Origin of the sequence: Rugamonas rubra (assembly GCF_900114705.1) — a bacterium.
In the GTDB taxonomy this organism is placed as follows: Bacteria; Pseudomonadota; Gammaproteobacteria; order Burkholderiales; family Burkholderiaceae_D; genus Rugamonas; species Rugamonas rubra.
Window position 1 is genome coordinate 129021 of sequence record NZ_FOTW01000014.1, and the last position, 26461, is coordinate 155481.

26 protein-coding genes are annotated in these 26461 nt (G+C 69.7%); 10 read left to right on the forward strand and 16 right to left on the reverse strand.

Annotated features, from left to right (window positions below; translation table 11 throughout):
* Positions 1-39: 39 nt before the first annotated feature.
* Entirely contained in the window at positions 40-1080 is a 1041-nt protein-coding gene (locus BM252_RS15715) for a type II asparaginase (RefSeq protein WP_245774286.1), read from the reverse strand.
* A 324-nt stretch (positions 1081-1404) separates the two neighbouring features.
* Between BM252_RS15715 and BM252_RS15720 the strand changes: the two genes are divergently transcribed.
* Positions 1405-1746, forward strand: coding sequence for a hypothetical protein (locus tag BM252_RS15720; protein WP_245774279.1), 342 nt, complete (start codon positions 1405-1407; stop codon positions 1744-1746).
* A gap of 19 nt (positions 1747-1765) precedes the next feature.
* Here BM252_RS15720 and BM252_RS15725 read toward each other — a convergent pair whose 3' ends face one another.
* The 8 genes from BM252_RS15725 to BM252_RS15760 all read right to left on the reverse strand — a co-directional run bounded on the left by BM252_RS15725 (position 1766) and on the right by BM252_RS15760 (position 10373).
* Entirely contained in the window at positions 1766-2902 is a 1137-nt protein-coding gene (locus tag BM252_RS15725; RefSeq protein ID WP_174900548.1) for a sulfotransferase family protein, read from the reverse strand.
* 46 nt (positions 2903-2948) lie between these two features.
* Complete coding sequence (chrA, locus tag BM252_RS15730) at positions 2949-4244, reverse strand: chromate efflux transporter (protein ID WP_093388620.1); 1296 nt, start codon at positions 4242-4244, stop codon at positions 2949-2951.
* On the reverse strand, positions 4234-5271 hold the full coding sequence (locus tag BM252_RS15735) for a hypothetical protein (RefSeq protein WP_093388621.1): 1038 nt from the start codon (positions 5269-5271) through the stop codon (positions 4234-4236). Before BM252_RS15735 ends, chrA begins: the two co-directional genes overlap by 11 nt.
* 3 nt (positions 5272-5274) lie before the next feature.
* Positions 5275-5949, reverse strand: a complete 675-nt coding sequence (gene cysC, locus BM252_RS15740) for an adenylyl-sulfate kinase (RefSeq protein ID WP_093388622.1) — start codon at positions 5947-5949, stop codon at positions 5275-5277.
* 72 nt (positions 5950-6021) lie between these two features.
* Entirely contained in the window at positions 6022-7791 is a 1770-nt protein-coding gene (locus BM252_RS15745; protein WP_093388623.1) for a methyl-accepting chemotaxis protein, read from the reverse strand.
* Positions 7792-8089: 298 nt separating this feature from the next.
* Positions 8090-8638, reverse strand: a complete 549-nt coding sequence (locus tag BM252_RS15750; protein WP_093388624.1) for an FxDxF family PEP-CTERM protein — start codon at positions 8636-8638, stop codon at positions 8090-8092.
* A 240-nt stretch (positions 8639-8878) separates the two neighbouring features.
* Positions 8879-9208, reverse strand: a complete 330-nt coding sequence (locus tag BM252_RS15755) for a HigA family addiction module antitoxin (RefSeq protein WP_093388625.1) — start codon at positions 9206-9208, stop codon at positions 8879-8881.
* A gap of 76 nt (positions 9209-9284) precedes the next feature.
* Complete coding sequence (locus BM252_RS15760) at positions 9285-10373, reverse strand: patatin-like phospholipase family protein (protein ID WP_245774280.1); 1089 nt, start codon at positions 10371-10373, stop codon at positions 9285-9287.
* Positions 10374-10568: 195 nt separating this feature from the next.
* Here BM252_RS15760 and BM252_RS15765 point away from each other — a divergent pair, with 195 nt between their 5' ends.
* The 8 genes from BM252_RS15765 to BM252_RS15795 all read left to right on the forward strand — a co-directional run bounded on the left by BM252_RS15765 (position 10569) and on the right by BM252_RS15795 (position 16104).
* Complete coding sequence (locus BM252_RS15765; protein ID WP_139236525.1) at positions 10569-10919, forward strand: hypothetical protein; 351 nt, start codon at positions 10569-10571, stop codon at positions 10917-10919.
* Between the two features lie 83 nt (positions 10920-11002).
* Entirely contained in the window at positions 11003-11620 is a 618-nt protein-coding gene (trhA, locus tag BM252_RS15770; protein ID WP_093388628.1) for a PAQR family membrane homeostasis protein TrhA, read from the forward strand.
* 36 nt (positions 11621-11656) lie between these two features.
* Positions 11657-12538, forward strand: coding sequence for a LysR family transcriptional regulator (locus BM252_RS15775; protein WP_093388629.1), 882 nt, complete (start codon positions 11657-11659; stop codon positions 12536-12538).
* A 173-nt stretch (positions 12539-12711) separates the two neighbouring features.
* Positions 12712-12873, forward strand: coding sequence for a hypothetical protein (locus tag BM252_RS31060; protein WP_174900549.1), 162 nt, complete (start codon positions 12712-12714; stop codon positions 12871-12873).
* A 213-nt stretch (positions 12874-13086) separates the two neighbouring features.
* On the forward strand, positions 13087-13461 hold the full coding sequence (locus BM252_RS15780; RefSeq protein ID WP_093388630.1) for a LiaF transmembrane domain-containing protein: 375 nt from the start codon (positions 13087-13089) through the stop codon (positions 13459-13461).
* Between the two features lies 1 nt (position 13462).
* On the forward strand, positions 13463-14272 hold the full coding sequence (locus tag BM252_RS15785) for a LiaI-LiaF-like domain-containing protein (protein WP_174900550.1): 810 nt from the start codon (positions 13463-13465) through the stop codon (positions 14270-14272).
* 3 nt (positions 14273-14275) lie between these two features.
* Positions 14276-15349, forward strand: a complete 1074-nt coding sequence (locus tag BM252_RS15790) for a sensor histidine kinase (protein WP_093388631.1) — start codon at positions 14276-14278, stop codon at positions 15347-15349.
* Between the two features lie 2 nt (positions 15350-15351).
* On the forward strand, positions 15352-16104 hold the full coding sequence (locus BM252_RS15795) for a LytR/AlgR family response regulator transcription factor (RefSeq protein WP_093388632.1): 753 nt from the start codon (positions 15352-15354) through the stop codon (positions 16102-16104).
* Positions 16105-16113: 9 nt separating this feature from the next.
* On the opposite strand, the gene BM252_RS15800 is transcribed toward BM252_RS15795, so the two are convergent.
* The 7 genes from BM252_RS15800 to BM252_RS32125 all read right to left on the reverse strand — a co-directional run bounded on the left by BM252_RS15800 (position 16114) and on the right by BM252_RS32125 (position 25340).
* A complete protein-coding gene (locus BM252_RS15800) occupies positions 16114-18444 on the reverse strand; it encodes an ATP-dependent DNA helicase (protein WP_093388633.1) in 2331 nt (776 codons plus the stop codon).
* Positions 18445-18448: 4 nt separating this feature from the next.
* A complete protein-coding gene (locus tag BM252_RS15805) occupies positions 18449-20089 on the reverse strand; it encodes a VRR-NUC domain-containing protein (RefSeq protein ID WP_093388634.1) in 1641 nt (546 codons plus the stop codon).
* Between the two features lie 198 nt (positions 20090-20287).
* Positions 20288-20851, reverse strand: coding sequence for a phasin family protein (locus BM252_RS15810; RefSeq protein WP_093388635.1), 564 nt, complete (start codon positions 20849-20851; stop codon positions 20288-20290).
* Between the two features lie 97 nt (positions 20852-20948).
* Entirely contained in the window at positions 20949-21248 is a 300-nt protein-coding gene (locus BM252_RS32120) for a hypothetical protein (protein ID WP_342742519.1), read from the reverse strand.
* 8 nt (positions 21249-21256) lie between these two features.
* Positions 21257-22417 carry a GGDEF domain-containing protein gene (locus BM252_RS15820; protein ID WP_245774281.1) on the reverse strand — a complete coding sequence of 387 codons (1161 nt, stop codon included), beginning with the start codon at positions 22415-22417 and terminating at the stop codon, positions 21257-21259.
* A 117-nt stretch (positions 22418-22534) separates the two neighbouring features.
* Positions 22535-24721 carry an ATP-binding protein gene (locus BM252_RS15825; RefSeq protein ID WP_093388636.1) on the reverse strand — a complete coding sequence of 729 codons (2187 nt, stop codon included), beginning with the start codon at positions 24719-24721 and terminating at the stop codon, positions 22535-22537.
* 88 nt (positions 24722-24809) lie between these two features.
* Positions 24810-25340 (reverse strand): winged helix-turn-helix transcriptional regulator, encoded by a 531-nt coding sequence (locus BM252_RS32125; protein WP_093388637.1) that lies wholly within the window; start codon positions 25338-25340, stop codon positions 24810-24812.
* A gap of 93 nt (positions 25341-25433) precedes the next feature.
* Here BM252_RS32125 and BM252_RS15835 point away from each other — a divergent pair, with 93 nt between their 5' ends.
* Entirely contained in the window at positions 25434-26282 is an 849-nt protein-coding gene (locus BM252_RS15835; protein WP_093388638.1) for an NmrA family NAD(P)-binding protein, read from the forward strand.
* Positions 26283-26461: the final 179 nt, after the last annotated feature.

Below are 26461 nucleotides of genomic sequence, written 5' to 3' on the forward strand. Positions count from 1 at the left end.
GGCGCGCAATGCTGCGTGCCGCCGTCGCCGATCGCGCGATCAGTAGGTGTAGAACATGCGCTGGATTTCCTTGCTGTTGCCGGTCTTGGTCAGCGCCAGCATCAGCAGGATGCGGGCCTTCTGCGGGTTCAGCGTGTCGGCGGCGACGAAGTCGAGTTCGTCGTCGTTGGCTTCGCCGTTGCGCGCCACGATGCCCTGGCCGACGCGGCTGGCGCGGACGATCACGGTGCCCTGTTTGCGCGCCGCGCTCAGCGACGGCACGACCTTGTGGGCCAGGCTGCCGTCGCCGACGCCGGCGTGGATGATGCCCTTGGCGCCAGCGGCGATGAAGGCGTTCAGCGCGGCGGGACCCATGTTGGCGTAGCCGTAGACGATATCGACTTGCGGCAGGGATTGCAGGTTGCTGATATCGAATTCGGTGTCGGTGGTGTGCTTGCGGCTGGACACGTGGTAGAAGTAGGGCTTGTTGCCCTGGATGTAGCCGAGCATGCCCAGTTCGGTGGTCTTGAAGCTGTCCGGGGTCGAGGTGTTGGTTTTCGACACGTCGCGGGCGGCGTGGATCTGGTCGTTCATGGCGACCAGCACGCCCTTGCCGACGGCGTCGGCGCTGGCGGCCAGCAGCACGGCGTTGTACAGGTTCAGCGGGCCGTCGGCCGACAGCGCGGTCGATGGGCGCATGGCGCCGACCAGCACGACCGGCTTCTTGCTCTTGACCACCAGGTCGAGGAAGTAGGCGGTCTCTTCCAGCGTGTCGGTGCCGTGGGTGATGACGATGCCGTCGACGTTGCTCTGCGCCAGCAGGACGTTGACGCGCTTGGCCAGGGTCAGCCAATGCTCGTTGCTCATGTTCTCGCTGGCGATCTGGAACACTTGCTCACCCGTCACATTGGCCACCTTGGCCAGTTCCGGCACGGCCTGGATCAAGCGCTCGACGCCCACCGTGGCGGCGGTGTAGCCGATGGTGGTGGTGCTGCTGGCACCGGTGCCGGCGATGGTGCCGCCGGTGGCCAGGATGGTGACGTTGCCCAGCTTGGGCGCGGCGGCCTCGGCGCGGACGTTGCTCGTGAACAGCACGAACATGGTGGCCACGACCGTGAAGAATTGTGCGGGTTTATGGTGCAGCATGCGATCTCCTTGTTAAACTTTGGGTAAGGATGGTAACAAATCTACGCCGGGGCCGGGCTGCCGGCGCGAAAAAAGCACGATGTGTGCACATTTTTTGTGGCTTTTGCGGCACCCCCGGCTCAGTTGCGTGCGCCGCCGCGCCGCCGCGCGTGGAACGAGTAAAATATTGCGTGATAGGCTACAATTGCATTTGAGTATCATAATGGTCGCCAAGGCAATATTGCCGGGCGGCGCACCGGGCCGGACGGCTCCCCGGTTCACTTTTTTTTGAAAGATTGTATGAACAAAGGAATTGCGTTGCTGCTGGCGGCGGTCATTTCCTGTGGCGTGGTGGGCTGCGGCAAGTCGGCGGCGGAACAACAGCGCGACGAGGCGGCCACCCTGACCGGTCTGGGCGAGAAGTATGTGAAGGAAAAAGTGCTGGAACCGGCCTCGGCCCAGTTCCGCAACCAGTTCATCGGCAAGAAGGGCGCGCCCTGCGGCGAGGTCAACGCCAAGGACGCCTTCGGCGCCTACATCGGTTTCCAGCGCTACATCTCGGTGGCGCGCGAGCTGACCCTGCTGGCGCAGGACGTGGCGCCGGCCGAGTTCGAGGCGTCCTGGGCACAGCTGTGCCGCTGAACGCCGCTGGCGCCCATGCCTAATCGCTGACCTCGAAGGTGGCCGGGTCGAGCGCGTCCAGCGTGGTGGGCTTGGCGCCGGCGGCTCGGCCGGCGCCGCCGGCCTGCGCCTCCAGCCGGGCGCGCACCTGGGCCAGGTAGTCGGCGCGGCAGCGGCGCAGCACGAAGTCGCGGAAGTTGCTCTGCTCGATGTCGCGCCAGGCCTGGCTGCGGCCGGCGTCGGAGCGCAGCAGGGCCTCGCCGTGGTGGCTGTCGGTCACGCTGGCGTCGGCCGCCGTCATCAAGGTGTAGCCGTAGCGCTGCATATCGTCGCGCGTCAGCGTTTCGATGACGCGGATCTCCTCGCCGGACAATTGCTGCTTGAACTTGTCGGCGTGGGCGGCGATCGGCGCAAAGCAGTTCGACGACCACAGCGCCGACAACTGGGCGATCTGCTGCGCCTCGACCGAGCTGCCGACGTCGAGCATCTGCGGCAGGAAGTCGATCCCCATGAAGTCGCACAGGGTGCGCAGCGTGGCCTCCTGGTTGGACAGGAAGTCCTCGTAGCGGATGGTCAGCACGCGGCGCGGATAATGGCGCATCACGGCGTCGGCGGCGCGGTGGGCGGCCAGCCAGGTGCGGGTGTTGAGCAGGGTGTCGAAGTCGTGGATGATGGCGCGGTTCATCGACGCCACCTGGGCGCGCGGGTCGCGCACCACGTTGACGAACAGCATGTCCGGCAGCAGGCGCATCAGCTCGTCGGCGTAGTGCACGCTGTCGAGCGACTTGTCCATCACCACGCGGGCGCCCTGGCGCTCGCCGGCGCGCAACAGCAGCTCCCACACCACCCGGTGCACGCTGCGCCGCTGGTGGCGGATGGCCTCGAAGATCTCGACCGGGTCGAACACCACCTGCTGCCACTTGACCATGCTGACCGCCTGCAGGCCGACCACGTCGACCACCAGGCGGAAGTAGGCGCGGTCGTCCTGCAGGTCGCCGTACAGCGGCAGCATCGGCATCAGGTCGACGATGTGCAGCGGGTAGGGCGAGTAGAACTGCGGCGACAAGTTCAGCCGCAGGCGCAGGGCGTGGCTGCCGCAGCGGCGCAGCGGAATCATCATTACCGGATGCGGCCGCTGGTGGTTGGCGGGGGCTGGGTGCTCGGTGTTGCTCATCATGGTCTCCTGGTCGTACCTGTCACAAAAAAAATCGTCGGTTCAACATCTACAACGCCAGCCAGCCGAGCAGGGCGGCGGCGGCCACCACCCAGGCGGCGTCGACGCGCCAGCGCAGCAGGGCCAGCAGGGCGGCGCCGCCCAGCGCCAGCGACAGCCAGCTGGGCGCGGCCATGCGGCCGATGGTGACGGCGGCGCCGAACACCATGCCGGCCAGGGCGGCGCGCACGCCGGCCAGCGCGGCCTGCGCCGGCGCCGAGCGGCGCAGCCGCTCGACCATGCCGCTGGCTGCCAGCATCAGCGCCGCGCTGGGGATGAACATGCCGGCGCTGGCGGCGGCCGCGCCGGCCAGGCCGGCCACCTTCAGGCCGACGAAGGCGGAGCTGATCATCACCGGGCCGGGGCTGAGCTGGGTCAGGGCGAGGCCGTCGACGAACTCGCGCTGGCTGAGCCAGCCGTAGCCGTCGACCACGGTGTGTTGCAGCAGCGGGATGAAGACGTAGCCGCCGCCGAAGGTCAGCAGGCTCATGCCGGCGAAGGCGCACAGCAAGGTGAACAGGACGGCGCTGTGGGCCGCCAGCAGGGCCAGCGCCGCCGCCGGCAGGCCCAGCGCGGCCAGCGCGGTGGCGGCGCGTCGGCGCGGCCGGGGTGTGGGCGCGGCAGCGTCGTCGCCGCCTTGCTGCTGCCGGTGCGCCGGGGCCGCCGGCGCCGCGTTGGCGTCGGTGGCCGGGGCGGGCGCGCCCGCCGCCAGGGCCGGACGCGGATACTTCCAGCCGGTCCAGGCCGCCGCCGCCAGCACCAGCAGCGTGCTCGGCAGGCCGGGCAGCGCCGTCAGCAGTAGCGCCGCGCCGAGCGCCAGCGCGCCTTGGCGCCAGTCGCGCACGGCACCGCGCCAGAGCCGCCAGGCCGAGGCCAGCACCACGGCGGTGATCGCCGGGGTGACGCCGAGGAAAACGGTGCGCACGGCGTCCATGTTGCCGTAGCGGAAGTACAGCGTGCCCAGCGCGCAGATCCAGACGAAGGCCGGCAGCACCGCGCCGAGCATGCAAACCACGGCGCCGGCCACGCCGCGCAGGCGGTAGCCGACATAGGCGACGACGTTGATGGCGACCGGGCCGGGCATCAGCGAGGCCAGGGCCAGGCCGTCGAGCAGGTCCTCGGTGCTGAGCAGGCGGCGCTTGTCGACCACCATGTGCTGGGTCACGGCGACCATCGCCATGAAGCCGCCGACGCTGCTGCAGCCGATGCGCAGAAACAGCAGGGCCAGCGTGGCCAGCGAGACGGCCGGCACGGTGGGGCCGGGCGCGACCGGCGGCGCCAGGCGCAGCTCCTCGCTAATGCCCATGGTGTTGCTCGGGCAGGGCGAAGTAGCGGCGGAACTGTTCGATGAAGCGTTCCACCTCGGCGGCCGGCAGGTGGTTGATGCCGGCGGCGGCGCGGCGTCCGCCGCCGCCGGGGAACTGTTCGCACAGGCCGTGGGCGCTGCGCTCGGCCGGCGCGCCGGAGCGCACGCTGACGACGTAGTGGCCGTCGGCGTGGCAGCTGAGGATGGCGAAGGAGGCGGCGCCGCCGCCCGCCGCCAGTTGGTTGGCCAGCACGCCGCTGACCCGGCGCGCCCACGGCGCCGGCGGCAGCACGTACACGGCGCCGCCGGGCCGCTGCCAGTGCGGCCGCAGGCCGTGCAGGCGGGCGCAGTCGGCCTGGTAGCCGTCCAGCAGCAGGGCGTGGCAGGGGCTGTCGGCGATGAAGGCGAGCGGGTCGGCGTAGGCGCTGACGGCGCGGTACAGCTGCTCGGGGCAGATGTGCAGGTCGGCCACGCAGTCGCCGTAGGCGTTGTAGTTGAGCACCTGGCCGAGCTGTTCGAGCGCGGCGCTGGCGGCGCCGTCCAGGCCGGCGCGGGCGGCCAGCGCGCGCGCCGGCGCCGCCAGGTTGTCGCCGAAGGCGGCCGCCACCGCCCAGGGGCGGTAGCGGCCGTCAAGGTAGCGGTCGACCAGGATGCTGGTGCAGCAGTCCGGGCAGTCGTCCCAGAACAGGCGCAGGCCGGGGTGGGCGAAGGCCTGCGCGGCGGCGTGGTGGTCGAAGTAGTCGACGTTGGCGCCGGCCGCGAGCAGGCGGCGCAGCGGCGCGGCGTTGCTGTCGAGCGAGATGTCGAGCACCAGCAGCTCGGCGCCGGCGCAGTCGCGCTCGGCCAGGCGCGCCGCGACGCGCTCGAGCAGGGCGATGTCGCGCTTGACGCCGGTGACCAGCTCGGCGTCGGCCGGCGCGGCCAGGCGCAGCTGGTGCAGCGCGCAGATGCCGTCGGCGTCGCCGTTGAAGACGTCGATGCGGCGCGGCGGCGTCGGCCGGCCGCTGGAGGCGACGTCGCGGCCCATGGTCTAGTTGCGCCGCTGCGCCAGGTATTGGAACAGCTGGCGGCTGGCTTGTTGCAGCGTCAGGCAGTCGGTGTCGAGCACCAAGGCCGGGTAGAGCGGCACCTCGTAGGGCGCCGAGACGCCGGTGAACTCCGGGATCAGGCCGGCGCGGGCCTTGGCGTACAGGCCCTTGGGGTCGCGCTCCTCGCACACCTGGCAGGGCGTGCTGACGTAGGTCTCGATGAAGTTGTCCTCGCCGATGATGGCGCAGGCCATGGCGCGGTCCTGCCGCAGCGGCGAGATGAAGGCGGCGATGACGATCAGGCCGGCGTCGTTCATCAGCCGCGCCACCTCGGCGCTGCGGCGGATGTTCTCCTGGCGGTCCTGCGGCGAGAAGCCGAGGTCGCGGTTCAGGTGGTGGCGCAGGTTGTCGCCGTCGAGCACGTAGGCGGCGCGGCCGGCGTCGACCAGCATCTTCTCCAGTTCGCAGGCCAGGGTCGACTTGCCGGCCCCGCTCAGGCCGGTCAGCCAGACGGTGGCGCCGCGCTGGCCGTTCTGGCGGTTGCGCGCCGCCGCCGACACCTTGCCGGTGTGCCAGAAGATGTTCGGTGCGCTGGGCGCGACCGGCACTTCCTGGTCCGGCAATGCCGGGCTCGGCGGGTTCTGGGCCGGCGTCTCGCGGTACTTGAGCGTGCTCATGCTTCTCCCTTGCGGCGCCGTCGCGGCGCCGTTTGCTTGGTGGTGGTGGTGGTGGCGGGCGCGGCGGCCGGCTTAGAACTCTTCCCACTCGGCGTCGGACGGCGCCGTCGGACGCCGTGAGGCGCCTTCGCCGGACAGGGCCGGCTGGCGCCGCGCGGCGGGCGCGGCCACGGCCGGCCGGGCCGGCGCGCGCGCGGGGCGGGTTTCGGCGCGCGGCGCCGGGCGCGGCTGGGCCAGCGCCGCCGGCTGCGGCAGCAGCGCGCGGCCGGACTGGCTCTCGATGCGGAACACGCTGACCACCTCGGTCAGGCTGTTGGCCTGGTCCTGCAGCGCCTGGGCGGCGGCGGCGGCCTCCTCGACCAGGGCGGCGTTCTGCTGGGTCACCGTGTCCATCTGGGTGACGGCGATGTTGATCTGTTCGATGCCGGACGACTGCTCCTGGCTGGCCGACATGATCTCGGACATGATCTCGGTGACGCGGCGCACGCTGTCGACCACCTCGTGCATGGTCGAGCCGGCCTGTTCGACCAGCTTGTTGCCGGCCTCGACCTTGTCGACCGAGTCGCCGATCAGGGTCTTGATCTCCTTGGCGGCGGCGGCGCTGCGCTGGGCCAGGTTGCGCACCTCGGTGGCGACCACGGCGAAGCCGCGGCCCTGTTCGCCGGCGCGCGCCGCTTCGACGGCCGCGTTGAGCGCCAAAATGTTCGTCTGGAAGGCGATGCCGTCGATGACGCCGATGATGTCGACGATCTTGCGCGCCGAGACGTCGATGGCGGCCATGGTGTCGACCACCTGGGCCACCACGGCGCCGCCCTTGAGCGCCACGTCCGAGGCGGACACGGCCAGGCCGTTGGCCTGGCGCGCGCTGTCCGAGTTCAGCCGCACCGTCGAGGTCAGCTCCTCCATCGACGAGGCGGTCTGCTCGAGCGTGCTGGCCTGCTGCTCGGTGCGCGCCGACAGGTCCATGTTGCCGGAGGCGATCTGGCCGGCGGCGGTGGCGATGGTGTCGGTGCTGACGTGGACCTGGCTGACGATCGAGGACAGGCTGTCGCGCATCGAGGCCATGGCGAACAGCAGGCTGTGCTCGTCGCCCGGTTTGGTGTCGATGCGCGTGGCCAGGTTGCCGGCGGCGATCTGGCCGGCGATGGCGGCGGCCTCGCCGGGCTCGCAGCCCAGTTCGCGCACGATGCCGCGGGTGATCAGGGTGGCGGCGACGGCGCTGGCCAGCAGGGCCAGCGAGCCGATGATCAGCATCAGCGAGCGGGCGTTGGCGTAGGCCTCGGCGGCGGCGGCGGTGCCGTCGGCGTTCTGCTTGTCCTCGACCTCGCGCAGCTGGCGCAGCAGCTCCCACCATTTCTTCTGCACCGGGCGGAACTCGAAGCGCAGCACCTGGTAGGCCTCGTCCTGCTTGCCCTCGAGCGCCAGGGCGGCGGCGCGCGCGGTGAACGGCGCGGCCAGCAGGGCCTGCTGTTTGATCTGTTCGAGCAGGTTCTTCTCCTCCACCGAGGTGCCGGGCAGGCTGCCGAACATCTGGCCCAGCTGCTCCTGCGCGGCGTTGTATTTCTTCTCTTGATCGGCCAGGCGCTTGACCTCGATCTGCACCTCGTTGGCCTCCTTGAGCAGGATCAGGTTGCGCAGCGCCAGCGCGCGCTCGGTGACGGTCAGGTCCATCGTGCCGGCCAGCCGGGTTTCGACGTCGTTGACCTTGGTGATCTCGTCCATGCGGTCCTGGATCTGGCTCATGCTCGACAAGCCCAGGCCGATCACCACCATCAGCAGCAGGGCCACCAGACCGAAGCCGATGGCGAGCCGCGATGCGACACTCATGTTCTGCAGTTTCATACTTACCTCCGTGGGGCGCGATGGCCAGGGCGGCCTCGGCCGCCCCCGCCGCCCGGGAAGGGTCCGGGGCGGCGCCACTGCGCAGTTCAGATGAACAAAAACACTTCGCGAAAAGAAATGTCTGTTTGGATAGTAGTGGATTGAATGCGTCAGAATGTATTCAATAGTCACACCGGCGACGCTCGCCGCAGAGCCTGCTATGACGGCGTGTGACTTGCAGAATGACAGTGTTGCTGTGCGGCATCATCGAGCCGCGCCGGACGGCGCCGCAGGCGCCGCCGGCCAAGCCGGGGATGGTTTAACCGAGCTTGTTGTCGGCCTTGCCACGGGCGCACAGGCCGAGCAGGCCGAGGCCGATCGACAGCATCAGGAAGCCGGCCGGTTCGGGCACCGGCGCCGTCACCAGGTTCAGGTTGCCGGCGTAGGAGCCGCCACGGCCGGCCAGCGCGGTGGCGCCGCTGACGCTGAAGCCGTAGTTGCCGGCGACCAGGGGATCGGCCGGATAGAACTCGATCGCCGCGCCGCCGTTGAAGACCGACAGCAGGTTGGTGCGGCTGTTGTCCAGGTTGACGCGGAAGAAGGTGATGTCGCTGATGCCGTAGTTGGCCAGGCGGTTCGGATTGATCCAGGTCTTGCCGACGGCCGCCGTGCCGCTGGCCCAGCCCATCAGCTCGGGGTCGACGGCGAACAGGAACTCGTCGACGTAGCTGCCGGGGCCGGCGTGCAGGGCCGAGAAGGTGGCGTTGCCGGCCGCGTCGAAGACCAGCGGGTCGGCGTGGGCGGCGCCGGCCAGCAGGCCGCCGGCCAGCAGCAGGGCGGCCAGGGGGGAAAGGCGGAGGTGCTTCATGTTGTTGCTCCTTGTATGCGAGAAGATGGTTCAAGCGGAGGACGACGCCGGTCGGCGCACAACAGAAAGGGCGCGGGGCCCGCCGTCAGACGTTGCAAAAATGGATTTTTTGCAGCATTGCTAATGTATCATTTGCTGCAAAAAAAACAACCCGGCGCCGCCGCCGGGTTGTGCTGTCGCAACGCTAGCGTGGCGCTAGTCAGCTGTGGAGGGGGGCGCTGGCGAGTCGGCCGGCGGCGCTCACGCCGCCAGCGCGGCCTCGTCACCGTCGCCGGGGGCGCGCGGCCGGACCTCGACGAGGATCCTCTCCAGGCCGGCGCGGGTGGCCATTTTGAGGTCGTACGCCTGTTGTAGGTTGAGCCAGGACTGTGGCTCGCCGCCGAAGTAGCGCGCCAGGCGTAGCGCGGTGTCGGCGCTGACGCCGCGTTTTTCGTTGACGATGTCGTTGATGCGCGCCGGCGTCACATGCAACGCCTTGGACAGCGCATGCGGCGTCATCGCCAGCGGCGCCAGGAATTCCTCGCGCAGAATCTCGCCGGGATGGATCGGACGCATTTGGTTCTCTGCCATGGTGCTCTCCGTTCGGAAGACGCGGACAGCCACAGTGTATATCGCAAATCGATAAATGGAAGGCCGGAGCCGCCCGCTAGCGCAGCGCCTTGCTGTGGCGGGTGGCGTTGCGGATCGCCGCCGGCTGGCCGGGCGGGCGGCCGAAGGCCTCCATGCCGCGCTCGTAGCCGTAGAGCCACTGCTGCTCCATGGTGGCGACGAACTCGTCGTAGCTGTGCGGCATGTCGAGCTGGATGCGGTTGTGGCGCCACACCAGCTTCTTCTGCACCGGCTCGCCGGCCAGCGCGCGCGACACGTCGGAGGTGTCGATGCGCACCTCGGCGCGCTGGCCGTTGACGTAGCGCAGGCGCTGGTTGCCGTCCAGGCCCAGCACGGCGCGCCAGGCCGGGATGGCGAAGGTCTGGTCGAAGGCCTCCTTGAACTCCATCATCACCTCGTCGGCCAAGTGGCGCGCCAGTTCGATGGGGAACAGGTCGAGCACGCCGCCGATGTAGTGGTGGCCGGCGTAGCGCTGGCAGCGGAAGTAGATCATGTCGGCGATCGAGACGCGCGCCGCCTCGCCCAGCGGCGCCGTGCTGTCGGTCAGCAGGGCGCGGGCGACGGCGTGCTGGCCCCAGCGCGGGTCGCTCAGCGGCGCCTCCAGGCCATGCAGCAGCGCGGCCGCGCGCGGCGGACAGAACACCGTCTCGGCGAACAGCTTGCGCCGTCCGCGCGGCCGGCCCACCTCGGCCGGCTCGAACAGCAGGCGGCCGGCGATCACGCCGACGTCGACCGCCGGCACCGCCGGCTCGGGCGGGAAGGGCAGCTGGCGCGGCATCTCGAACAGGTAGTCGCCGAACAGGTCGGGGATGGTCGGGGCGCGCCCGGGGTTGAGCTTGCGCTTGGCGGCGCGCAGCAGCGTGCCGACCAGGCCGGTGTGGCGGGCCGACTTGAGCCCGCTCCAGAAGCGGTACATTTGGGGCGAGCTGAGCCAGGCGCGCCGCTGCGCGTCGTCGGGCAGGTTGCGGATGATGGTGGCGGCGATGGCGCTGCCGCAGCTGGCCAGCAGGATGTCGGGGGCGCGGCCGGCCTGGCAGGCCGCCGCGTACATGCCCAGATAGATGCCGAAACGCGCGCCGCCGCCGGCCATCACCATGCAGCGCTGGTATTTGTGTGCTTGAGTCATCGCGACAACATACCACAGGCGGACCGGCGCGCCGGCCGATGTTGCCCGGACGCGCGGGTATTGGCTCTCGGGCAATGTTGTAACATTTCCCAATTCCAACATATCTACATGCTATTATTGGATTTTATGCAATCTAAGGATGGCCGGATGCGGGATCTATCGAGAAGGTGTGGCACGCTCTTGCTGTGCGTCGCCATGAGTGCTTGCACCACGATGCACGTGGTGGCCGACGGCGCGGACGCCGTCAAGGCGGTGGCGGCGCGGCCGGTCGACGGTCTGGTGGTCGGCGAGACCCTGCTGATCGTCGGCCGTGACGGCAAGAAGCTCGACTTCAAACTGGCCGCCATCGAGGCCGATGCGCTGCGCGGCACGGTCGACGGCCAGGAGCGGCGCATCGCCTTCGGCCAGATCGAGCGCATCGAACGCGGCCGGGTGGACGGCGTCAAGACCACCGGCATCGTCGTCGGCGCCCTGGTCTTGCTCGGCGTGGCGGCGGGGCGCGCCATTAGCAACGACGTCACCAGCAAGATCCCCAAATCCAAGTAGGCCAAGGCGGCGGCGATGCGCGATGCGGCATACAATGGGCCGGGGTAGCGCGCATCCCGCCGCCGCCGGACTTTGGATGGATTATGTATTACGGAGAACGTTTCAACAGCATCACCCACACGGTCGGGGCGGCGCTGGCGGCGGTCGGCGGCGTTTTGCTGATCGTGCTGGCGGCGCGCAGCGGCGACGTGTGGAAAATGGTCAGCTTCAGCATCTATGCCGCCACGCTGCTGGCGCTGTATCTGAGCTCGACGCTGTACCACAGCCTGCGCGGCCCGGCCAAGGAATTCTGGCGCACGCTGGACTACTGCGCGATCTATTTGCTGATCGCCGGCAGCTACACGCCGTTCACCCTGGTGAGCCTGCGCGGCCCCTGGGGCTGGTGGCTGTTCGGCGTGGTGTGGACGCTGGCGCTGGTCGGCATCGCGCAGGAAATCTGGTACGCCCGCGGCGCGCGCCTGCTGTCGCTATTGATCTACGTGATGATGGGTTGGCTGGCCGTGATCGGCGCCCGGCCCCTGATCGCGGCGCTGAGCTGGAACGGCTTCCTATGGTTGGCCGCCGGCGGCGTGTTGTACACGGGTGGCATCGTTTTTTATGCCACCGATCACAAATTGCGTCACGGCCACGGTGTGTGGCATTTGTTCGTGCTCGGAGGCAGCATCTGCCATTTCGGCGCGGTACTGTTGTATGTGGCCTGACGCTTACCGGCGCGCTTGCGCGCCCCCAGGACCATAGTGGATATTAATTCTGACGATCTGAAGATTTTTGTAACCGTCGTCGACAGCGGCACGCTCAGCGCCGCCTCGGTGCATCTGGGCCAGACCACCTCGGGCGTGAGCCGCGCCCTGTCGCGGCTGGAGGACAAGCTGGCCACCTCGCTGCTGACCCGCACCACCCGGCGCATGGAGCTGACCGAGGAGGGCGCACTGTTCCTGCAGCAGGCGCGCGCCATCCTCGGCGCCATGGAGCAGGCCGAGGAGGCCATCCGCATCCGCCGCCAGAAGCCGGCCGGCCGCCTGTGCGTCGACGCCGCCTCGCCCTTCATGCTGCATTGCGTGGTGCCGCACGTGGCCGAGTTCCGCGCCCTGTATCCGGACATCCGCCTCGAGTTGAGCAGCAACGACCAGATCGCCGACCTGATCGAGCACCGCACCGACATCGCCATCCGCATCGGCGCGCTGAGCGATTCGACCCTGCACGCCCGCGCGCTGAGCTCGAGTCCGCTGCACGTGCTGGCCAGCCCCGACTACCTGCGCCGCCACGGCACGCCGAAGATGCCGGAGCAGCTGGCCGGCCACGGCCTGCTCGGCTTCAGCCACTACGAGCAGGGCAACGCCTGGCCGCTGCGCCACGACGACGGCAACAGCCTGCAGGTGGCGCCGGCGCTGGCCGCCTCCAGCGGCGAGACGCTGCGCCAGCTGGCCCTGGCCGGCCAGGGCATCGTCTGCCTGGCCGACTTCATGACGCGCGAGGACATCAAGGCCGGCCGCCTGGTGCCGCTGCTGGCCAGCTTCAACAGCGGCTACCGCCAGCAGATCCACGCCGTCTACTATCGCAACACGCAGCTGTCGCAACGGATCAGCTGCTTCCTCGAGTTCCTGCAGCAGAAATTGTGAGGCGCCGCGCCACTGTGCGGCAGCGAACGGAATGCGCGGCGGCGCGGCGCTAACATGGCCCTGCGTGATCGAAGCGCGGCGCCCGCCACAACGGCGCCGCCCTGGATCGGCAGGTAAGCCGGTAGCCTCGAGTACCGGCACCAATTCGACGACGTCACCGTTGCGAGGTCATCATGGCACAGACCACCCACCCATCGAAGTACCTGGTACGCGCCTACCTCGAACGGCGCAACCACGACCCCAAGCCGCCGCCAACGCCGGAGGAGATCCGCCGCCAACTGGGTTGGGACCTGGTGTTGATGGACCAGCGCATCTGCGGCCTAGGCGGCCGCTGACGTCCACCAGTCCGCCCCGCGCGGGCTGTTTTTTTCCGCCCCCTCCGTTCGCCACCGCTCCCGCTCCCCGCGCCAAACCTGTCCGCCGCGGCGCCGTTGGCCGATCCACGCGCCATTCGCCGGCCGCCATCCGCCGTTCGCCGAAAAGCCCTTCCGTCCGCGCGGAGGGACGGGTATCGTCACGTCCATGCCATCGTCAACCAGGGGACCGAGATGAAAGACGCGACACGCCAGGACTGGCGCAAACAACTATTGTGGGGCATGCTGCTGATCGTGTTCGGCGCATTGGTGCTGCTCGACCGCGCCGAGCTGCTCGAACTCGACTTCGACCTGCGCCGGATCTGGCACTACTGGCCGTGGCTGCTGGTGGTGTTCGGCATCAGCGATATGCTGCCGCCGTCCTCGCCCCGGCTGTTCCTCAACGGCCTGTGGAAGGTCTTCTTCGCCGCCTGGTGGTACGTCTCCTACGAGCACGTGTGGGGCCTGAGCTTCCGCGACAGCTGGCCGGCGCTGCTGATCGCCTGGGGCCTCGGACTGGTGCTGCGGCCGCTGCTGAACGACTACTTCAATTCGAACAAGGAGCACTGATATGCGCATCGATCGCCAAGAAGCACGCCAACAAAGACGCCAACGCCAGCGTGGTCCGAACGGCCAGGTGGTGGTCGGCCTGATGGTCATCGCGCTGGGCGTGCTGTTCTTGCTCGACAACCTGGGCCTGCTCGACTTCCGCTACTCGATGCACTTCTGGCCGCTGGTGCTGGTCGTCATCGGCATCCTGAAGATCCTGCAAACCCGCACCGCCGGCGGCGCCATGGTCGGCGGCGCGTTGATCCTGTTCGGCGGCCTGATGACCCTCAAGGGACTGGGCCTGGTCTACGTCACTTGGCGCACCTTGTGGCCGATCCTGCTGATCGGCGCCGGCGTGGCGGTGGTGTACCGCTCCATCACCGGCCGCCGCGTGTTCGAGGTCGGCGTGGTCCGGCTGGACAAGGCCGACAACTGGCAGGACAAGACCGGCGAGAGTGGCGCGCAGGAGAACGCCGGGACGGCCGACAAGGCCGACAAGGCCGACGACTCCGTCATCAACGTCACGGCGGTGATGGGCAGCTACGCCAGCCGCGTCACCAGCCAGCACTTCCGTGGCGGCGAGGTGACCGCCGTGATGGGCGGCTGCGAAATCGACCTGCGCCAAAGCTCGCTCGACGGCGAGGCGGTGCTCGACGTGTTCGCCCTGTTCGGCGGCATCCAGATCAAGGTGCCGCCCGATTGGACCGTTGTCTTGATGGGCACGCCGGTGATGGGCGGCTTCGAAGAGAAGACCATCGTCCCGAAGGACGCCAGCAAGCGCTTGCTCATCAAGGGCTACGCCATCATGGGCGGCCTGGAAGTGCGCAACTAGGCGATGCAAGGCCTGTTCGCCAACCGTCGCGGCGTCGTCGTCTACCTGGCGGTGTGGCTGTTCCTCGGCCTGGCGTTGGCCGGCGTGATCACCCTGGTGGGCGCCGCCGCCGCGCCCAACGCGCTGCTGTTCGCCTTGCCGGTCAATCTGGTCTACGCCTTCGCCGCCGGCTACTCGGCCTACTACCTGTGCCGCTCGTATCCGCTGGGCGGCGCGCGGGCGCGGGCGATCCCGCTGGTGTTCTCGGCGGCGGCGCTGGTGGCCGGCGGGCTGTGGCTGGCCGTCGGCCAGGGTTGGAACAGCCTGTGCCTGCTGCTCGGTGTCGGCTGGGCCGGCATCGACTTGGGCCACCGGCTGGCCGCGCTGATGCTGGCCGAGGGCGTGCTGTTGTACGGCTTCGCGGCGGCGCTGCATTACCTGGTCATCGAATTCGTCCGCGCCACCGGCGCCGAGCAGAGCGCGCTTGAGGCGCGCCTGATGGCGCAGGAGGCCGAGCTGCGCATGCTGCGCACGCAGATCGATCCGCACTTCCTGTTCAACAGCCTCAACTCGATCAGCGCGCTGACCTCGCAGGACCCCAAGGGGGCGCGCCGCATGACGCTGGAGTTGGCCAGCTTCTTCCGCCACAGCCTTGGCCTGGAGGCGCACCGCAAGGTCACGCTGGGGCAGGAGATGGAGTTGGTCCGCCACTTCCTGGCGGTCGAACAGGTGCGCTTCGGCGCCCGCCTGCTGTTCGCGGAGGAGGTGAGCGCCGAGGCGGCGGCCTGCCTGCTGCCGCCGATGCTGATCCAGCCTCTGGTGGAGAACGCCGTCAAGCACGGCATCTGCCACCTGCCCGAGGGCGGCACCATCCGCCTGACGGCGCGCCGCGCCGGTTCGCTGCTGCACATCGGCATCGACAACCCGGTCGACCCGGACCCGCCGGCCAGCGGCGCCAAGGGCCAGGGCATCGGCTTGAGCAACGTGCGCCAGCGTTTGGCCGGCGCCTACCGGCACGAGGCCAGCATCCACTGGACGCGGCGGCAAAACCGATTCGGCGTGGAGATCAGCATGCCGGCCCAATTGAGCGAGGAGTGAGCATGCGTATCATCATTGTGGACGACGAGGCGCTGGCACGCGGCGTGGTGCGCGAGTACCTGGCCGAACACGCCGACGTCGACATCGTCGCCGAATGCGCCAACGGCTTCGAGGCGGTCAAGGCGATCAGCGAGCTGGCGCCCGACCTGGTCTTCCTCGACATCCAGATGCCCAAGCTGGACGGCTTCGAGGTGGCCGAGCTCAGCGCCGGCAAGGCGCGCTTCATCTTCGCCACCGCCTTCGACCAATACGCCATCAGGGCCTTCGAGTTCCACGCCCTCGACTATCTGCTCAAGCCGTTCAGCCAGCAGCGCTTCGACCAGGCGCTGGCGCACGCCCGCGCCAGCCTCGGCCAAGCCGACGCGCAGGCCGATCGGGCGCGGGCCGCCGTCGCCGCCGTGGCGCGCGAGGCGGCGGCGCGCAAGGCGCCGCTGGCGCGCGTGTTGATCCGCGACGGCGCCAAGGTCCACGTCGTCGCCTGCGACAGGATCGCCTACATCGAGGCGCAGGACGACTATGTGCGGATCCACAGCGAGGGCAAGTCCTACCTGAAGAACCAGAGCCTGTCCGAGCTGGAGGGGCAGCTGGAGGCGCAACGCTTCGTGCGCATCCACCGCTCGTACATCGTCAACATCGACTTCGTCGGCCGCATCGAGCAGGCCACGCGCGACAGCCATGTCGCGCTGCTGGCCGACGGCAGCCGGATTCCGATCAGCCGCAGCGGCTACCAGAAGATCCGGAGCGCGATGCAGTAGCGGCGGGCATTAGCCGCGTTCGGCCGGTTCCACGCGCCACCAGGCCGGCAGCAGGCGGGCGATCTCCGGCCGGCCGAAGCGGTCGTCGATCAGGTAGACGGTGCCCCGGTCGGTCTGCGTGCGGATCACCCGGCCGGCCGCCTGCACCACCTTCTGCATGCCGGGGAACAGATAGGCGTAGTCGTAGCCGGCGCCGAAGATGGCGTCCATGCGCTGGCGGATCTGCTCGTTGACCGGGTTCAGCTGCGGCAGGCCGAGGGTGGCGATGAAGGCGCCGATCAGGCGCGCGCCGGGCAGGTCGATGCCCTCGCCGAAGGAGCCGCCCAGCACGGCGAAGCCGACGCCGGCGCTGTCGTGCGAAAAGCGGGCCAGGAAGGCGGCGCGCGCCGCCTCGTCCATGCGGCGCTGCTGGCGCCACTGCGGCACCTGCGGGTGGCCTTGGGCGAATTGTTCGGCGGCCTGCTCCATGTAGTCGAAGCTGCTGAAGAAGGCCAGGTAGTTGCCCGGCTGGCGGGCGTACTGCGCGCCGATCAGCGCGGCGATCGGCGCCAGCGAACGGGCGCGGTGCTGGTAGCGGGTCGAGATGTGGCCGGCCACGCGCACCGCCAACTGCTCGGCGGCGAAGGGCGATTCGACGTCGACCCAGGCCGTGTCGGCCGGCATGCCGAGCGTGTCGCAAAAGTAGTTCCACGGGCTGAGCGTGGCCGAGAACAGCGCCGTCGTGTGGCTGGCCTCGAAGCGCGGCCGCAGGAAGGGCGCCGGCACGATGTTGCGGATGCACAGCAGCGAGTCGGGCCGGCTGGCCGTGCCGCCGCGCTTGCTGATGTCGAACAGCGAATGCTGGCCGAAGCTGTCGGCCAGGCGGTTGAACTGCAGCGCGGCGAAGTAGAACTCCAGCAGCGCCGGGTCGGACTGGGCCGGATGCTCGGCCTGGTGGGCGGCGATGGCGTTGGCGGCGTTCTGCAGCGCCGCCATGAATTTTTCCGGCAGCTCGGCGTAGGGCTGGTAGTCGGCCTGCTGCTCCTTCTCCAGCACGTTCCAGGCGCGCTGCACGCGGTCGAGCGGCTTTTTCAGCGCCTCCGGGGCGCTCTTGCGCAACATGCGCAGGCCGGCGTGCTCCAGTTCCGCCGAATACATCTTGCGGGCGCGGCTAACCATGTTGTGCGCCTCGTCGACCAGCACGGCGACCTTCCAGTCGTTGAGCAGGGTCAGGCTGTGCAGCATGGCGCCGCTGTCGAAGTAGTAGTTGTAGTCGCCGATGACGACGTCGCACCAGCGCGCCATTTCGCTGCACAGGTAGTAGGGGCAGACCTGGTGCGCCAGCGCCACCGTGCGCAGCGTGGCCTGGTCCAGCGTGCCGGCCCGCAGCGCGGCGGCGCGCGCGGCCGGCAGGCGGTCGTAGAAGCCGCGCGCCAGCGGACAGGAGTCGCCGTGGCAGGCCAGCTCGGGATGCTCGCAGGCGCTGCTGCGCGCCACCAGTTCGAGCACGCGCAGCGGCAGTGCCGGCGCTGCCATTGTCGCTGCCGGCGCCGCCGCCGTCGCGGCGCGAGCGATGATGGCCAGCGCGTCCAGCGCCATCTGCCGGCCGGAGGTTTTGGCGGCGAGGAAGAACACCTTGTCGAGCTTGTGCGCGGCGCTGGCCTTGAGCAGCGGGAACAGGCTGCCGACGGTCTTGCCGATGCCGGTGGGCGCCTGCGCCAACAGGCAGCAGCCGCGCGCGCTGGCCTTGTACATGGCCTCGGCCAGCTGGCGCTGGCCGGCGCGGAACTCGGCGTGCGGGAAGGACAGGGCGCTCAGCGCCGCGTCGCGCGCCGCGCGCTGCGCCATCTCCTGCTCGGCCCAGCACAGGAATAGCGCGCACTGCTGTTCGAAGTAGGTTTGCAGTTCGGCGGCGTCGTGCTCCTCGTGCAGCACGGTCTCCTGCTGGCTGCCGATGTCGAAGTAGACCAGCGCCAGGCGCAGGCGGGCCAGTCCCAGCTGGCGGCACAGCAGGTGGCCGTAGATCTTCAGCTGCGCCCAGTGCAGCCGGCGGTGGTTGTCCGGCATGCGCGCCAGCTCGCCGCGATAGGTCTTGATCTCCTCCAGTTGGCCCAGTTGCGGGTCGTAGCCGTCGGCACGGCCGCGCACGCGCAGCGGGCCGTAGTCGCCGCTCAGGCTGACTTCGCTCTGGTAATGCGGGCCGCGCCGCGCCGTCACCACGCCATGGCCGGCGATGCCCTCCTGCGCCGTGGGCGAGGGCGTGAAGCGCAGGTCCAGGTCGCCGGCCTTGGCGGTGAACTCGCACAGCGCGCGCACGGCGACGGTGTAGCCGGCCGGCGCCGGCGTCAATTCAACACCCATCGTCTCAGGCGCTCCACTGCAGGTAGCAGACCGACACCGGCATCTGGTGCTCGGCGCAGTAGGCGATCCAGCGCAGCTGGTTGTCCTGCAGGCGGTCGCCCGGTCCTTTCACCTCGATCATGCTGTAGCGCTTTTCCTCGGGCCAGAACTGGATCAGGTCGGGGAAGCCGCTGCGGTTGGCCTTGACGTCCTGCAGGATGCGCTCGAAGGCCAGGCGCAGGTGCCGCGGCGGGATGCAGGCCAGCGCCAGGTCGAGCAGCTCCGGTTCGAGCGCCTCCCAGTACAGGAAGGGCGACTGGATGCCGGCCTTGCGCGCGTAGTTGGCGCGCACCGTGTCGCGCCAGCCGTCGCCGTCGAGCTGGGCCAGGCAGGCGGCGAACTGCGGCGCGCGGCGGCGCTGGAAGTCGGCGCTGTGCAGGTCGGCCGGGCCGCGATGGAAGGGGTGGAAGAAGGCGCCGGGGATGGCGCAGAAGATGGCGTCCCAGCAGAGCAGGCCGAACAGCGAATTGATCAGCGCGTTCTCGACATAGAACACCGGCGCGTCCGCGCTGCTCAGGTGGTCGCGCACGACGAACTCGACATACGCGGGCTGGCTCGGCGCCGGCAGGCTCAGCTCGAGCTTGTGCACCGGCGCCGGCGCGGCCGGCGCCGGCCGCGCCTGGCCCAGCTTGCGCGCCAGGCGCGGCGCGATGCGCAGCAGCTGCTGGCGCTCGGCCTCGCTCTCCGGTTCGCGCTGGGCCGCCTGCAGCAGCGTGAAGGCGGCGGCGCTGCGGCCGTCCTTCTCCAGCACGCGGATGGCGCGCGCCCGCGCGCCGGGATAGCCGCAGCCGGCGTAGAGGGCGTGGGCGGCGCACCAGTCCTGCTGCTTTTCGAGCTGCTGGGCGAACTGGAACAGCAGCTTGTCGCGCCGGCTGCGTAGCCATTCGTTGTCGACGGCCGGCGGCGGCAGGCCGGCGAGCACCTCGTCGAGCGGCTCGCCGTTGGCGAAGCGCTCCTGGCAGTGCTGCAGGCGCAGGTAGTCGTCGATGTCGGCGCGGCTGCGGAAGCCGCGCGCGGCCGGCGCGAACTCGACCTTTTCGTATTGGTAGATGCCCAGGTCGGACAGCACGAACTCGGTCCAGTCCTGGTGGGCGTTGCCGAAGAAGATCAGGCGCAGGCGGTCGCACAAGGCCTGCGCGGCGATGCGGTAGGCCTGCTCGCCGGCGGCCGGATGCCAGGCCGAGAAGCGGCGCGCGCCGTCGTGGCGGCCGGCCAGCAGGGCCAGCTGCTCGGGCTTGCGCAGCTTGGCCTCGGCCGGCGCCAGTTGGAAGGCGGCGGCGATCTCCGGCTTTTGCAGCAGCTCGAACAGCTGCTCCAGCGTCAGCAGGGGGTCCGCTTCGACCAGGCCGAGCGCCGCCAGCGGCCGCGCCGCCTCCTCGGCGGCGCCGATCTCGGCATAGACCAGCTTGCTGGCGCGGAACAGCTCGCCCTTGCGCATCACCATGCGCACGAACAGCGCGCGCGAGGGCTGCGGCAGGCCGGCGAAGTCGCGGATGAAGCCGCTTTCCTGCTCGGTCAGCAGGTCGCCATAGCGGCCGGCGATCCAGTCCAGCACCTGGTGGAAGTTGTCCAGGTAGTACAGCGGGTTGTCCAGAACGTTGATCATTGCGGCGGAGAAAGGGGGGGCAGGGGAGGACGGCGGGAAATATTGGACTGGGTTTATGTACAGTGTATCGCGTCCGCCCCCGCTTGCCCAGCGAATTTGCGCGCATCGTCCAAGACGGGGCGCGCGCGCGCCGGCGGGCGCCGCAATGAAAACGGGCCGCTAAGGAGCGGCCCGCATGGTGCAGCGCTGCGCCGGGATCTACTTCTTGGCGGCCTTGGCGGCTTTTTCCGGCGCCTGGTCGACCAGCGCGGCGGCCTTGGCGATCTGCGCCTCGACCGCCTCGACGGCCTGCTTGGTGGCCTTGGTCACCTGCTCGTAGCCGTTGAAGGCGTTGTCGATGGCCGATTTGACGATCTGCACGGCGTTTTCCGAACCGGGACGCACGTTCTTGGTGACGTCGTAGATCAGCGCGCTCAGATTGCTCTTGGCCTCGGCGATGTGGGCGTCGGCGGCGCGGGTGAACTCCTCGCGGATGTCGGCGATGATGGTGCCCAGCTGCTGGTTGTAGGCGGCCGCGTTGGCCATGCCCGGTTTGGCCTGGGCCTGGGCGACGGCCAGCGCCGCCTTCGGATCGGACGCCTGGCTGATCTCCTTGCCGGCGGCCAGGCCGCCCTCGACGTTCGACTTGGCGGTGGCCATGTTCAGCGCCACCACCTGTTCCACGCCCTGCACGGCCTTGCTGGTCAGGGTGTTAAATGTTTCCAGTTGAAATTCGAATAAGGCTTTGGTGGCATTGGCAAACTGTTCGGGATTGGTGAACATAGAATCTCCTCGTGGTGATGGGATGAGCTAGTACTTCCTTCAAGTCGTGCAAGAGTGCGGCGAATTCGGCGGGCTGGTCCCTGTTGTCGTGGCCCCATTATTTAGCAAGTGATGGCTTTTCGCAATGGCTATCTCGGTAGGGGCCGGCAACGACCTCCCAGCCGGGGCCGAGCGGGGTCTGGTGGCAGACGCGCGCGCCGTCCACCTTGCTGCGCCAAATGTACCAGGGCGCCGGGCCGGCCAGCAGGCTGGCGCAGTACAAGCCCAGGCCCAGCGCGGCGGCCAGGCGGGCGGCGCGCCGGCCGGCGCCGGTGGCAGCGGTGGCGGCCGGGGGCGCGGCGGCGGGGAGGGCGGCGGGGAGGGCGGCGGTGCGGCGGGGCGGTCGAAGGTCGGGCATGCGGGTCCTCACGGCAGTTGCAGGGCGCGGACCTGGTTGCGGCCCGCCTTTTTGGCAGCGTACAGCAAATTGTCGGCGCTGGCGATGATGCCGTGGTGGGCCGCCGGGTTGGCCGAGCTGGCGAAGTCGGCGCTGGCCACGCCGAAGCTGGCGGTGACGCGTATCAGCGCCAGCTGGTGCGGGATGGCGCTGGCCGCCAGCGTGGCGCGCAGGCGCTCGGCCAGCAGCACGCCGCCGCGCAGGTCGGTTTCCGGCAGCACCAGCAGGAACTCCTCGCCGCCGTAGCGCACCACGCCGTCGACGCCCTCGCGCGTCATGGCGCGCAGCAGCTCGGCGAACTTGACCAGCACGGCGTCGCCGCCGTGGTGGCCGTGCTGGTCGTTGACCGCCTTGAAATGGTCGAGGTCGCACATCACCACCGTCAGGCTCAGCTTGTAGCGCTGGGCCCGCGCCAGCTCGTTCTCCAGCAGTTGCTCGTGCAGGTGGCGGCGGTTGTAGCAGCCGGTCAGGTGGTCGCGGATCGACTGGTCGCGCAGCACGCAGCGGGCGCTGTACTCGTCGCGCCACAGGCGCTGGTAGCGGCGCGCGGCGACGTAGCAGAACACGTTGGCCAGCAACAGCAGGGTGGCCATGGTGCCCAGTTCGGCGCCGCGCAGCGGCGCGCGCAGCCAGGCCAGCGCGACGAAGCCCAGCGTGGCCGCCAGCGCCAGCGCCAAGGCGTACAGCAGGCGGTTCGGGATGTAGATGTAGAGCACCACGACGAGGATGCTCATGCCGATGGCGTGCAGCAGGAACTCGTCCGGCCGCAGCGCGGCGATCAGCAGGAAGCCGGCGCTGCCGGCGCTGGTGGCGGCGCTGGCGGCGAGCCGGCTGACGCGGATCGAGCTTGGGTAGCGGCGCAGCAGCCACAGGCAGCCGAGCGCGCACAGCACCACCGCCGCGCGCGCCGCCAGCAGGGCGCCGGTGTGCTCGCCGGCGCCCTGCCGCGCCAGGTCGGTGACGGCGAAGCCGAGGTAGAAGAGCGAGCAGAACAACAGGGCGATGCGCAACTGGCCCTGGGTCATGGCCAGCTGGTGGGCGAGGAAGTCGCGCTCGGTGGCGGCATGGCGGAACTCGGCGCTCAGCGGCGCCAGTTGCCAGGACTCGGGACGGGCGGGGGACGGGCTCACGAAGCGGGCTCCTTGTGCGGCGGCGCGGCCGGGATCAACGACGGCGGCTTGTCGACGACAGCTTGTCGACGATTATACGGCCGCGCGGCACCACGCGGCCAAGGGGAAACGCGCGCCTCAGCGCGGCGCGTTGGCCGGCAGGTGCAGGGTGAAGCGGCTGCCCCGGCCGGGCGCGCTGTCGACCTCGATGCGCCCGCCCAGCACGCCGGTGACGATGTTGTGGGTGATGTACAGGCCCAGGCCCGAGCCGCCCGAGCCGAGCCGGGTGGTGAAGAAGGGGTCGTAGATGCGCGCCAGGTGCTCGGCGGCGATGCCGGCGCCGTTGTCGGCCAGCGACAGGGCGATCTCGCCGTCGGTCCCGGCGTGCGCGCGCAGCGTGATGAGGCCGTCGGCGCGCCCGGCCAGGCCGTGCAGCATGCTGTTCTCGAACAGGTTGCCGACGGCCTGCTCGAGCGGGCCGGGATAGCTGTCGAGCTCCAGGCCCGGCTCGATGTCGAGCTCCAGCCGCGGCGCGCCCGGATGGGCCGACCGGAGCTCCTGCAGCAGCTCGGGCAGCAGCTGGTCGAGGCGGAAGCGGCGGCGCTGCGAGCCGGCCGAGTCGACGGCGATGCGCTTGAAGCTGGCCACCAGGTCGGCGGCGCGGCGCAGGTTGCGCACCACCACCTCGTCGGCCTCGCTGGCCTGGGCCAGATAGCTCTCCAGCGCCGAGCGGCGCAGGCCGCCGGCCAGGCCGGCGCGCAGCACGCGGGTGCGCTCGCTGATCGTCGTGGCCATCATCAGGCTGTTGCCGATCGGCGTGTTGAGCTCGTGCGCGACGCCGGCCACCAGGGTGCCCAGCGCGGCCAGCTTGCCGCGCCGCACCAGCTCGTCGCGCGTGCTGCCCAGCTTGGCCAGCGCCGCGCTCAGCTCGGCGTTGGCGCGCTCGGCCTCGTCCTTGGCCTGGCGCAGCTCGGCGGTGCGCGCCGCCACCAGCTCCTCCAGGTGCTCGCGGTGGCGCAGCAGCTCCTGCTCGCGCCGCGTGCCGGCGATGGCGATGCCGGCCAGGTGGCTGGCGGCGTGGATCAGGCGGCGCTCCTCGGCGCTCGGGCTGCGCACCTCGCGGTAGTACATGGCGAAGGAGCCGAGCACCTGGTCCCGCTCGAACATGATCGGCGTCGACCAGCAGGCCCGCAAACCGTAGGGGGCGGCCACGGCGGCGTAGGGCGCCCACAGCGGGTCGTGCTCGATGTCGGCCACCACCACCGTGTGCTTGCAGTACATCGCCGTGCCGCAGGAGCCCACCGTCGGGCCGATCGCCAAGCCCTCGAAGGCGTGCAGATAGGCCGGCGGCAGGCTGGGGCCGGCGCCGGCGCGCATGCTGACGCCGTCCTCGTCGAGCAACAGCACCGAGCACAGCACCCCGTCCGATTGCGCCTCGATCAAGCGGATCAGCTTGTCGAGGGTGGCCGCCAGCGGCGCGCCCCGGGCGATCATTTCGAGCAGGGTGTTCTGCCCCAGGCGCAGCGCCTCGGCGCGCTTGCGGCTGGAGATGTCGATGATGCGCACGTGCATCAGTTGGTGCTCGGCCTTGTCCAGCGCCACCATGCGCATCTCGCAGTCGAGTCGGCGGCCGCTGCTGTGCAGGAAGCTGATCTCGAACATGCGGATGTCGCCGGCCTGCACCTGCGCCACCTGGGCCGCCAGCGCCGCCGCCGAGCCGCGCCCGTCCGGCTGCACCTGCGGGCACAGGTCGAGCAGGTTGCACTGCAGCAGCTCGGTTTCGTCGCGGCCGAACAGGCGGCAGGCGTTGCGGTTGAGGTCGATCAGGCGGTTCTGCTCCAGGTCGAACAGCAGCACGATGTCGGGCGAGCTGGCCAGCATGGCGTGGTAGTTCACCACCAGTTCGGCCAGGCGCGGATCGGGCGGCGGCGGGGTGTCGGCCAGCACGCCGAGTTGGTGCAGCACGCGGCGGGCCAGCTCGGCCGGGCGCAGCGGCAGGGCGACGTAGGCGCTGGCGCCGGCCGCCAGCGCGCGTTCGCCTTCCTCGTCGCTGGGCGCGGCCGACAACAGGAAGACCGGCAGCGCGCCGACGCTGGCCGCCGCCAGGCGCCGGCACAGCTCGAAACCGGCGCTGCCGGCCAGCGCCACGTCGAGCAGCACCAGGGCGATGCCGCCGGCCGCCACCGCCTGCAACGCGTTGTCGCCCTTGCTGACGGCCTGCACCTGGAAACTATAACGGGAAAGCAACTGCTGCAGGGCGGCCAGGTCGTAGGCCGAGCTGGTGGCGATCAGGATGGTGTGCGGCGGGCGGAAAGGCGGCGTCATGTCGGTAAAAGTTTCCGAAACAGAAGTTCAAGCCAGTGTAGTACAAGATTGCCCCGGCCGGTCCGCCGCCGGGCCGGCGGCGGGCAAATTAGGCGGCCGCTGTCTGTTTCCCGCCCGCAGAGTCCGCTTGTTGCCGCGCCGCCGCGATGCGCGGGTAGCTCTGCTCGATCCAGTCGACCAGCGCGGCCAGCCGTTCGGCCGCCTCGCGGCCCAGCGCCGTCAGGCGGTACTCGACGTGGGGTGGAATCGCCCGGTGGTCGAGGCGCAGCACGAAGCCGTCGCCGACCAGGCCGTCCAGGGTCTGCGCCAGCATCTTTTCGCTGACACCGCCGACGGCGCGGCGCAGTTGGCTGAAGCGCTGGCTGCCGTCGGCCAGCAGCACCACCATGATCAGCGTGCCCCAGCGGCTGGTCAAATGGCTGAGCACGGCGCGCGAGGGGCAGTTGGCCGCCGTCAGCCGGGCGGCGAAGTCGCCGATTTCGGCGTTGGCGGCGATGGCGGCGCGCAGGGTCTTGCCGGCTTGCGCAGCTAGCTGCTGCTGCTGCTGCTGCTGCTGCTGCTGCTGCTGCTGCTGCTGCCCTTGCTGCTGCTCTTGCTGGTCGCTTTGCTCGTGGTCCATGGGCTTCTCCATACTTACTAAAATGTGCGTACTTACAATTTGTTAGTGTCGGTCCTATTATACGTTTTTCCCTACCGAACGAAGAGGATACCCATGATCGTCATCACCGGCGCCACCGGCCAACTGGGCCAACTGGTCATCGCCGACCTGCTCAAAAAAGTTCCCGCAACACGGATCGTCGCCGCCGTGCGCGACGTCGCCAAGGCCGCCGAGCTGGCCGCGCTGGGTGTTCAGGTGCGCCACGCCGACTACGAGGCGCCGGCCACCCTCGACGCCGCCTTCCAGGGCGCCAGCAAGGTCTTGCTGATCTCGTCGAACGCGCTGGGCCGGCGGGTGGCGCAGCACCGCAACGCGATCGACGCCGCCGTCCGCGCCGGCGTCACGCTGCTAGCCTACACCAGCGTGCTGCACGCCGACACTTCCAAGCTGGGCCTGGCGGCCGAGCACCGCGAGACCGAGGCGGCGGTGCTCGCCTCCGGCCTGCCATACACCTTGCTGCGCAATGGCTGGTACATGGAAAACTACACCGCCGGCCTGGGCGGCGCGCTGCAACACGGCGTGTTGCTCGGTGGCGCGGGCGAGGGACGCATTGCGGCGGCGGCGCGGGCCGACTACGCGGCGGCGGCCGTGGCCGCGCTGCTGAGCGAGGCGCCGGCCCAGCCGATCCACGAACTGGCCGGCGACCGCGCCTTCACCTTGGCCGAACTGGCGGCTGAGCTGGCGCTGCAAGCCGGCAAGGCCGTGGCCTACAACAATCTGGACGAGGCGGCCTACCGCGAGGCCTTGCTTGGTTTTGGCTTGCCGGCCGGCTTGGCGGCGCTGATCGCCGATTCGGACGCCGCCGCCGCGCAGGGCGCGCTGTTCGACGACAGTCGCAGCTTGAGCAAGTTGATCGGCCGTCCGACCACCACCCTGGCCGCCGCCGTGCGCGCCGCGCTGTAGCTTGAAGGGGCAGGGCGCACCGCATATTTCTGGCGCGCCAATGAAAAAAGCCGCAGACTCGTGAAAGTCTGCGGCTTTTTTGCGTATTCGGTAGAGTGGTGCCCACGGAGGGACTCGAACCCCCACACCTTGCGGCACATGGACCTGAACCATGCGCGTCTACCAATTCCGCCACGTGG

Excerpts from the sequence above, each read along its gene's own strand:
- BM252_RS15715 (WP_245774286.1), bottom strand. The coding sequence starts at position 1,080 with ATGTTCGTGCTGTTCACGAGCAACGTCCGCGCCGAGGCCGCCGCGCCC.
- BM252_RS15720 (WP_245774279.1), top strand. The coding sequence starts at position 1,405 with ATGAACAAAGGAATTGCGTTGCTGCTGGCGGCGGTCATTTCCTGTGGC.
- BM252_RS15725 (WP_174900548.1), bottom strand. The coding sequence starts at position 2,902 with ATGATGAGCAACACCGAGCACCCAGCCCCCGCCAACCACCAGCGGCCG.
- chrA (WP_093388620.1), bottom strand. The coding sequence starts at position 4,244 with ATGGGCATTAGCGAGGAGCTGCGCCTGGCGCCGCCGGTCGCGCCCGGC.
- BM252_RS15735 (WP_093388621.1), bottom strand. The coding sequence starts at position 5,271 with ATGGGCCGCGACGTCGCCTCCAGCGGCCGGCCGACGCCGCCGCGCCGC.
- cysC (WP_093388622.1), bottom strand. The coding sequence starts at position 5,949 with ATGAGCACGCTCAAGTACCGCGAGACGCCGGCCCAGAACCCGCCGAGC.
- BM252_RS15745 (WP_093388623.1), bottom strand. The coding sequence starts at position 7,791 with ATGAAACTGCAGAACATGAGTGTCGCATCGCGGCTCGCCATCGGCTTC.
- BM252_RS15750 (WP_093388624.1), bottom strand. The coding sequence starts at position 8,638 with ATGAAGCACCTCCGCCTTTCCCCCCTGGCCGCCCTGCTGCTGGCCGGC.
- BM252_RS15755 (WP_093388625.1), bottom strand. The coding sequence starts at position 9,208 with ATGGCAGAGAACCAAATGCGTCCGATCCATCCCGGCGAGATTCTGCGC.
- BM252_RS15760 (WP_245774280.1), bottom strand. The coding sequence starts at position 10,373 with ATGACTCAAGCACACAAATACCAGCGCTGCATGGTGATGGCCGGCGGC.
- BM252_RS15765 (WP_139236525.1), top strand. The coding sequence starts at position 10,569 with ATGAGTGCTTGCACCACGATGCACGTGGTGGCCGACGGCGCGGACGCC.
- trhA (WP_093388628.1), top strand. The coding sequence starts at position 11,003 with ATGTATTACGGAGAACGTTTCAACAGCATCACCCACACGGTCGGGGCG.
- BM252_RS31060 (WP_174900549.1), top strand. The coding sequence starts at position 12,712 with ATGGCACAGACCACCCACCCATCGAAGTACCTGGTACGCGCCTACCTC.
- BM252_RS15780 (WP_093388630.1), top strand. The coding sequence starts at position 13,087 with ATGAAAGACGCGACACGCCAGGACTGGCGCAAACAACTATTGTGGGGC.
- BM252_RS15785 (WP_174900550.1), top strand. The coding sequence starts at position 13,463 with ATGCGCATCGATCGCCAAGAAGCACGCCAACAAAGACGCCAACGCCAG.
- BM252_RS15790 (WP_093388631.1), top strand. The coding sequence starts at position 14,276 with ATGCAAGGCCTGTTCGCCAACCGTCGCGGCGTCGTCGTCTACCTGGCG.
- BM252_RS15795 (WP_093388632.1), top strand. The coding sequence starts at position 15,352 with ATGCGTATCATCATTGTGGACGACGAGGCGCTGGCACGCGGCGTGGTG.
- BM252_RS15800 (WP_093388633.1), bottom strand. The coding sequence starts at position 18,444 with ATGGGTGTTGAATTGACGCCGGCGCCGGCCGGCTACACCGTCGCCGTG.
- BM252_RS15805 (WP_093388634.1), bottom strand. The coding sequence starts at position 20,089 with ATGATCAACGTTCTGGACAACCCGCTGTACTACCTGGACAACTTCCAC.
- BM252_RS15810 (WP_093388635.1), bottom strand. The coding sequence starts at position 20,851 with ATGTTCACCAATCCCGAACAGTTTGCCAATGCCACCAAAGCCTTATTC.
- BM252_RS32120 (WP_342742519.1), bottom strand. The coding sequence starts at position 21,248 with ATGCCCGACCTTCGACCGCCCCGCCGCACCGCCGCCCTCCCCGCCGCC.
- BM252_RS15825 (WP_093388636.1), bottom strand. The coding sequence starts at position 24,721 with ATGACGCCGCCTTTCCGCCCGCCGCACACCATCCTGATCGCCACCAGC.
- BM252_RS32125 (WP_093388637.1), bottom strand. The coding sequence starts at position 25,340 with ATGGACCACGAGCAAAGCGACCAGCAAGAGCAGCAGCAAGGGCAGCAG.
- BM252_RS15835 (WP_093388638.1), top strand. The coding sequence starts at position 25,434 with ATGATCGTCATCACCGGCGCCACCGGCCAACTGGGCCAACTGGTCATC.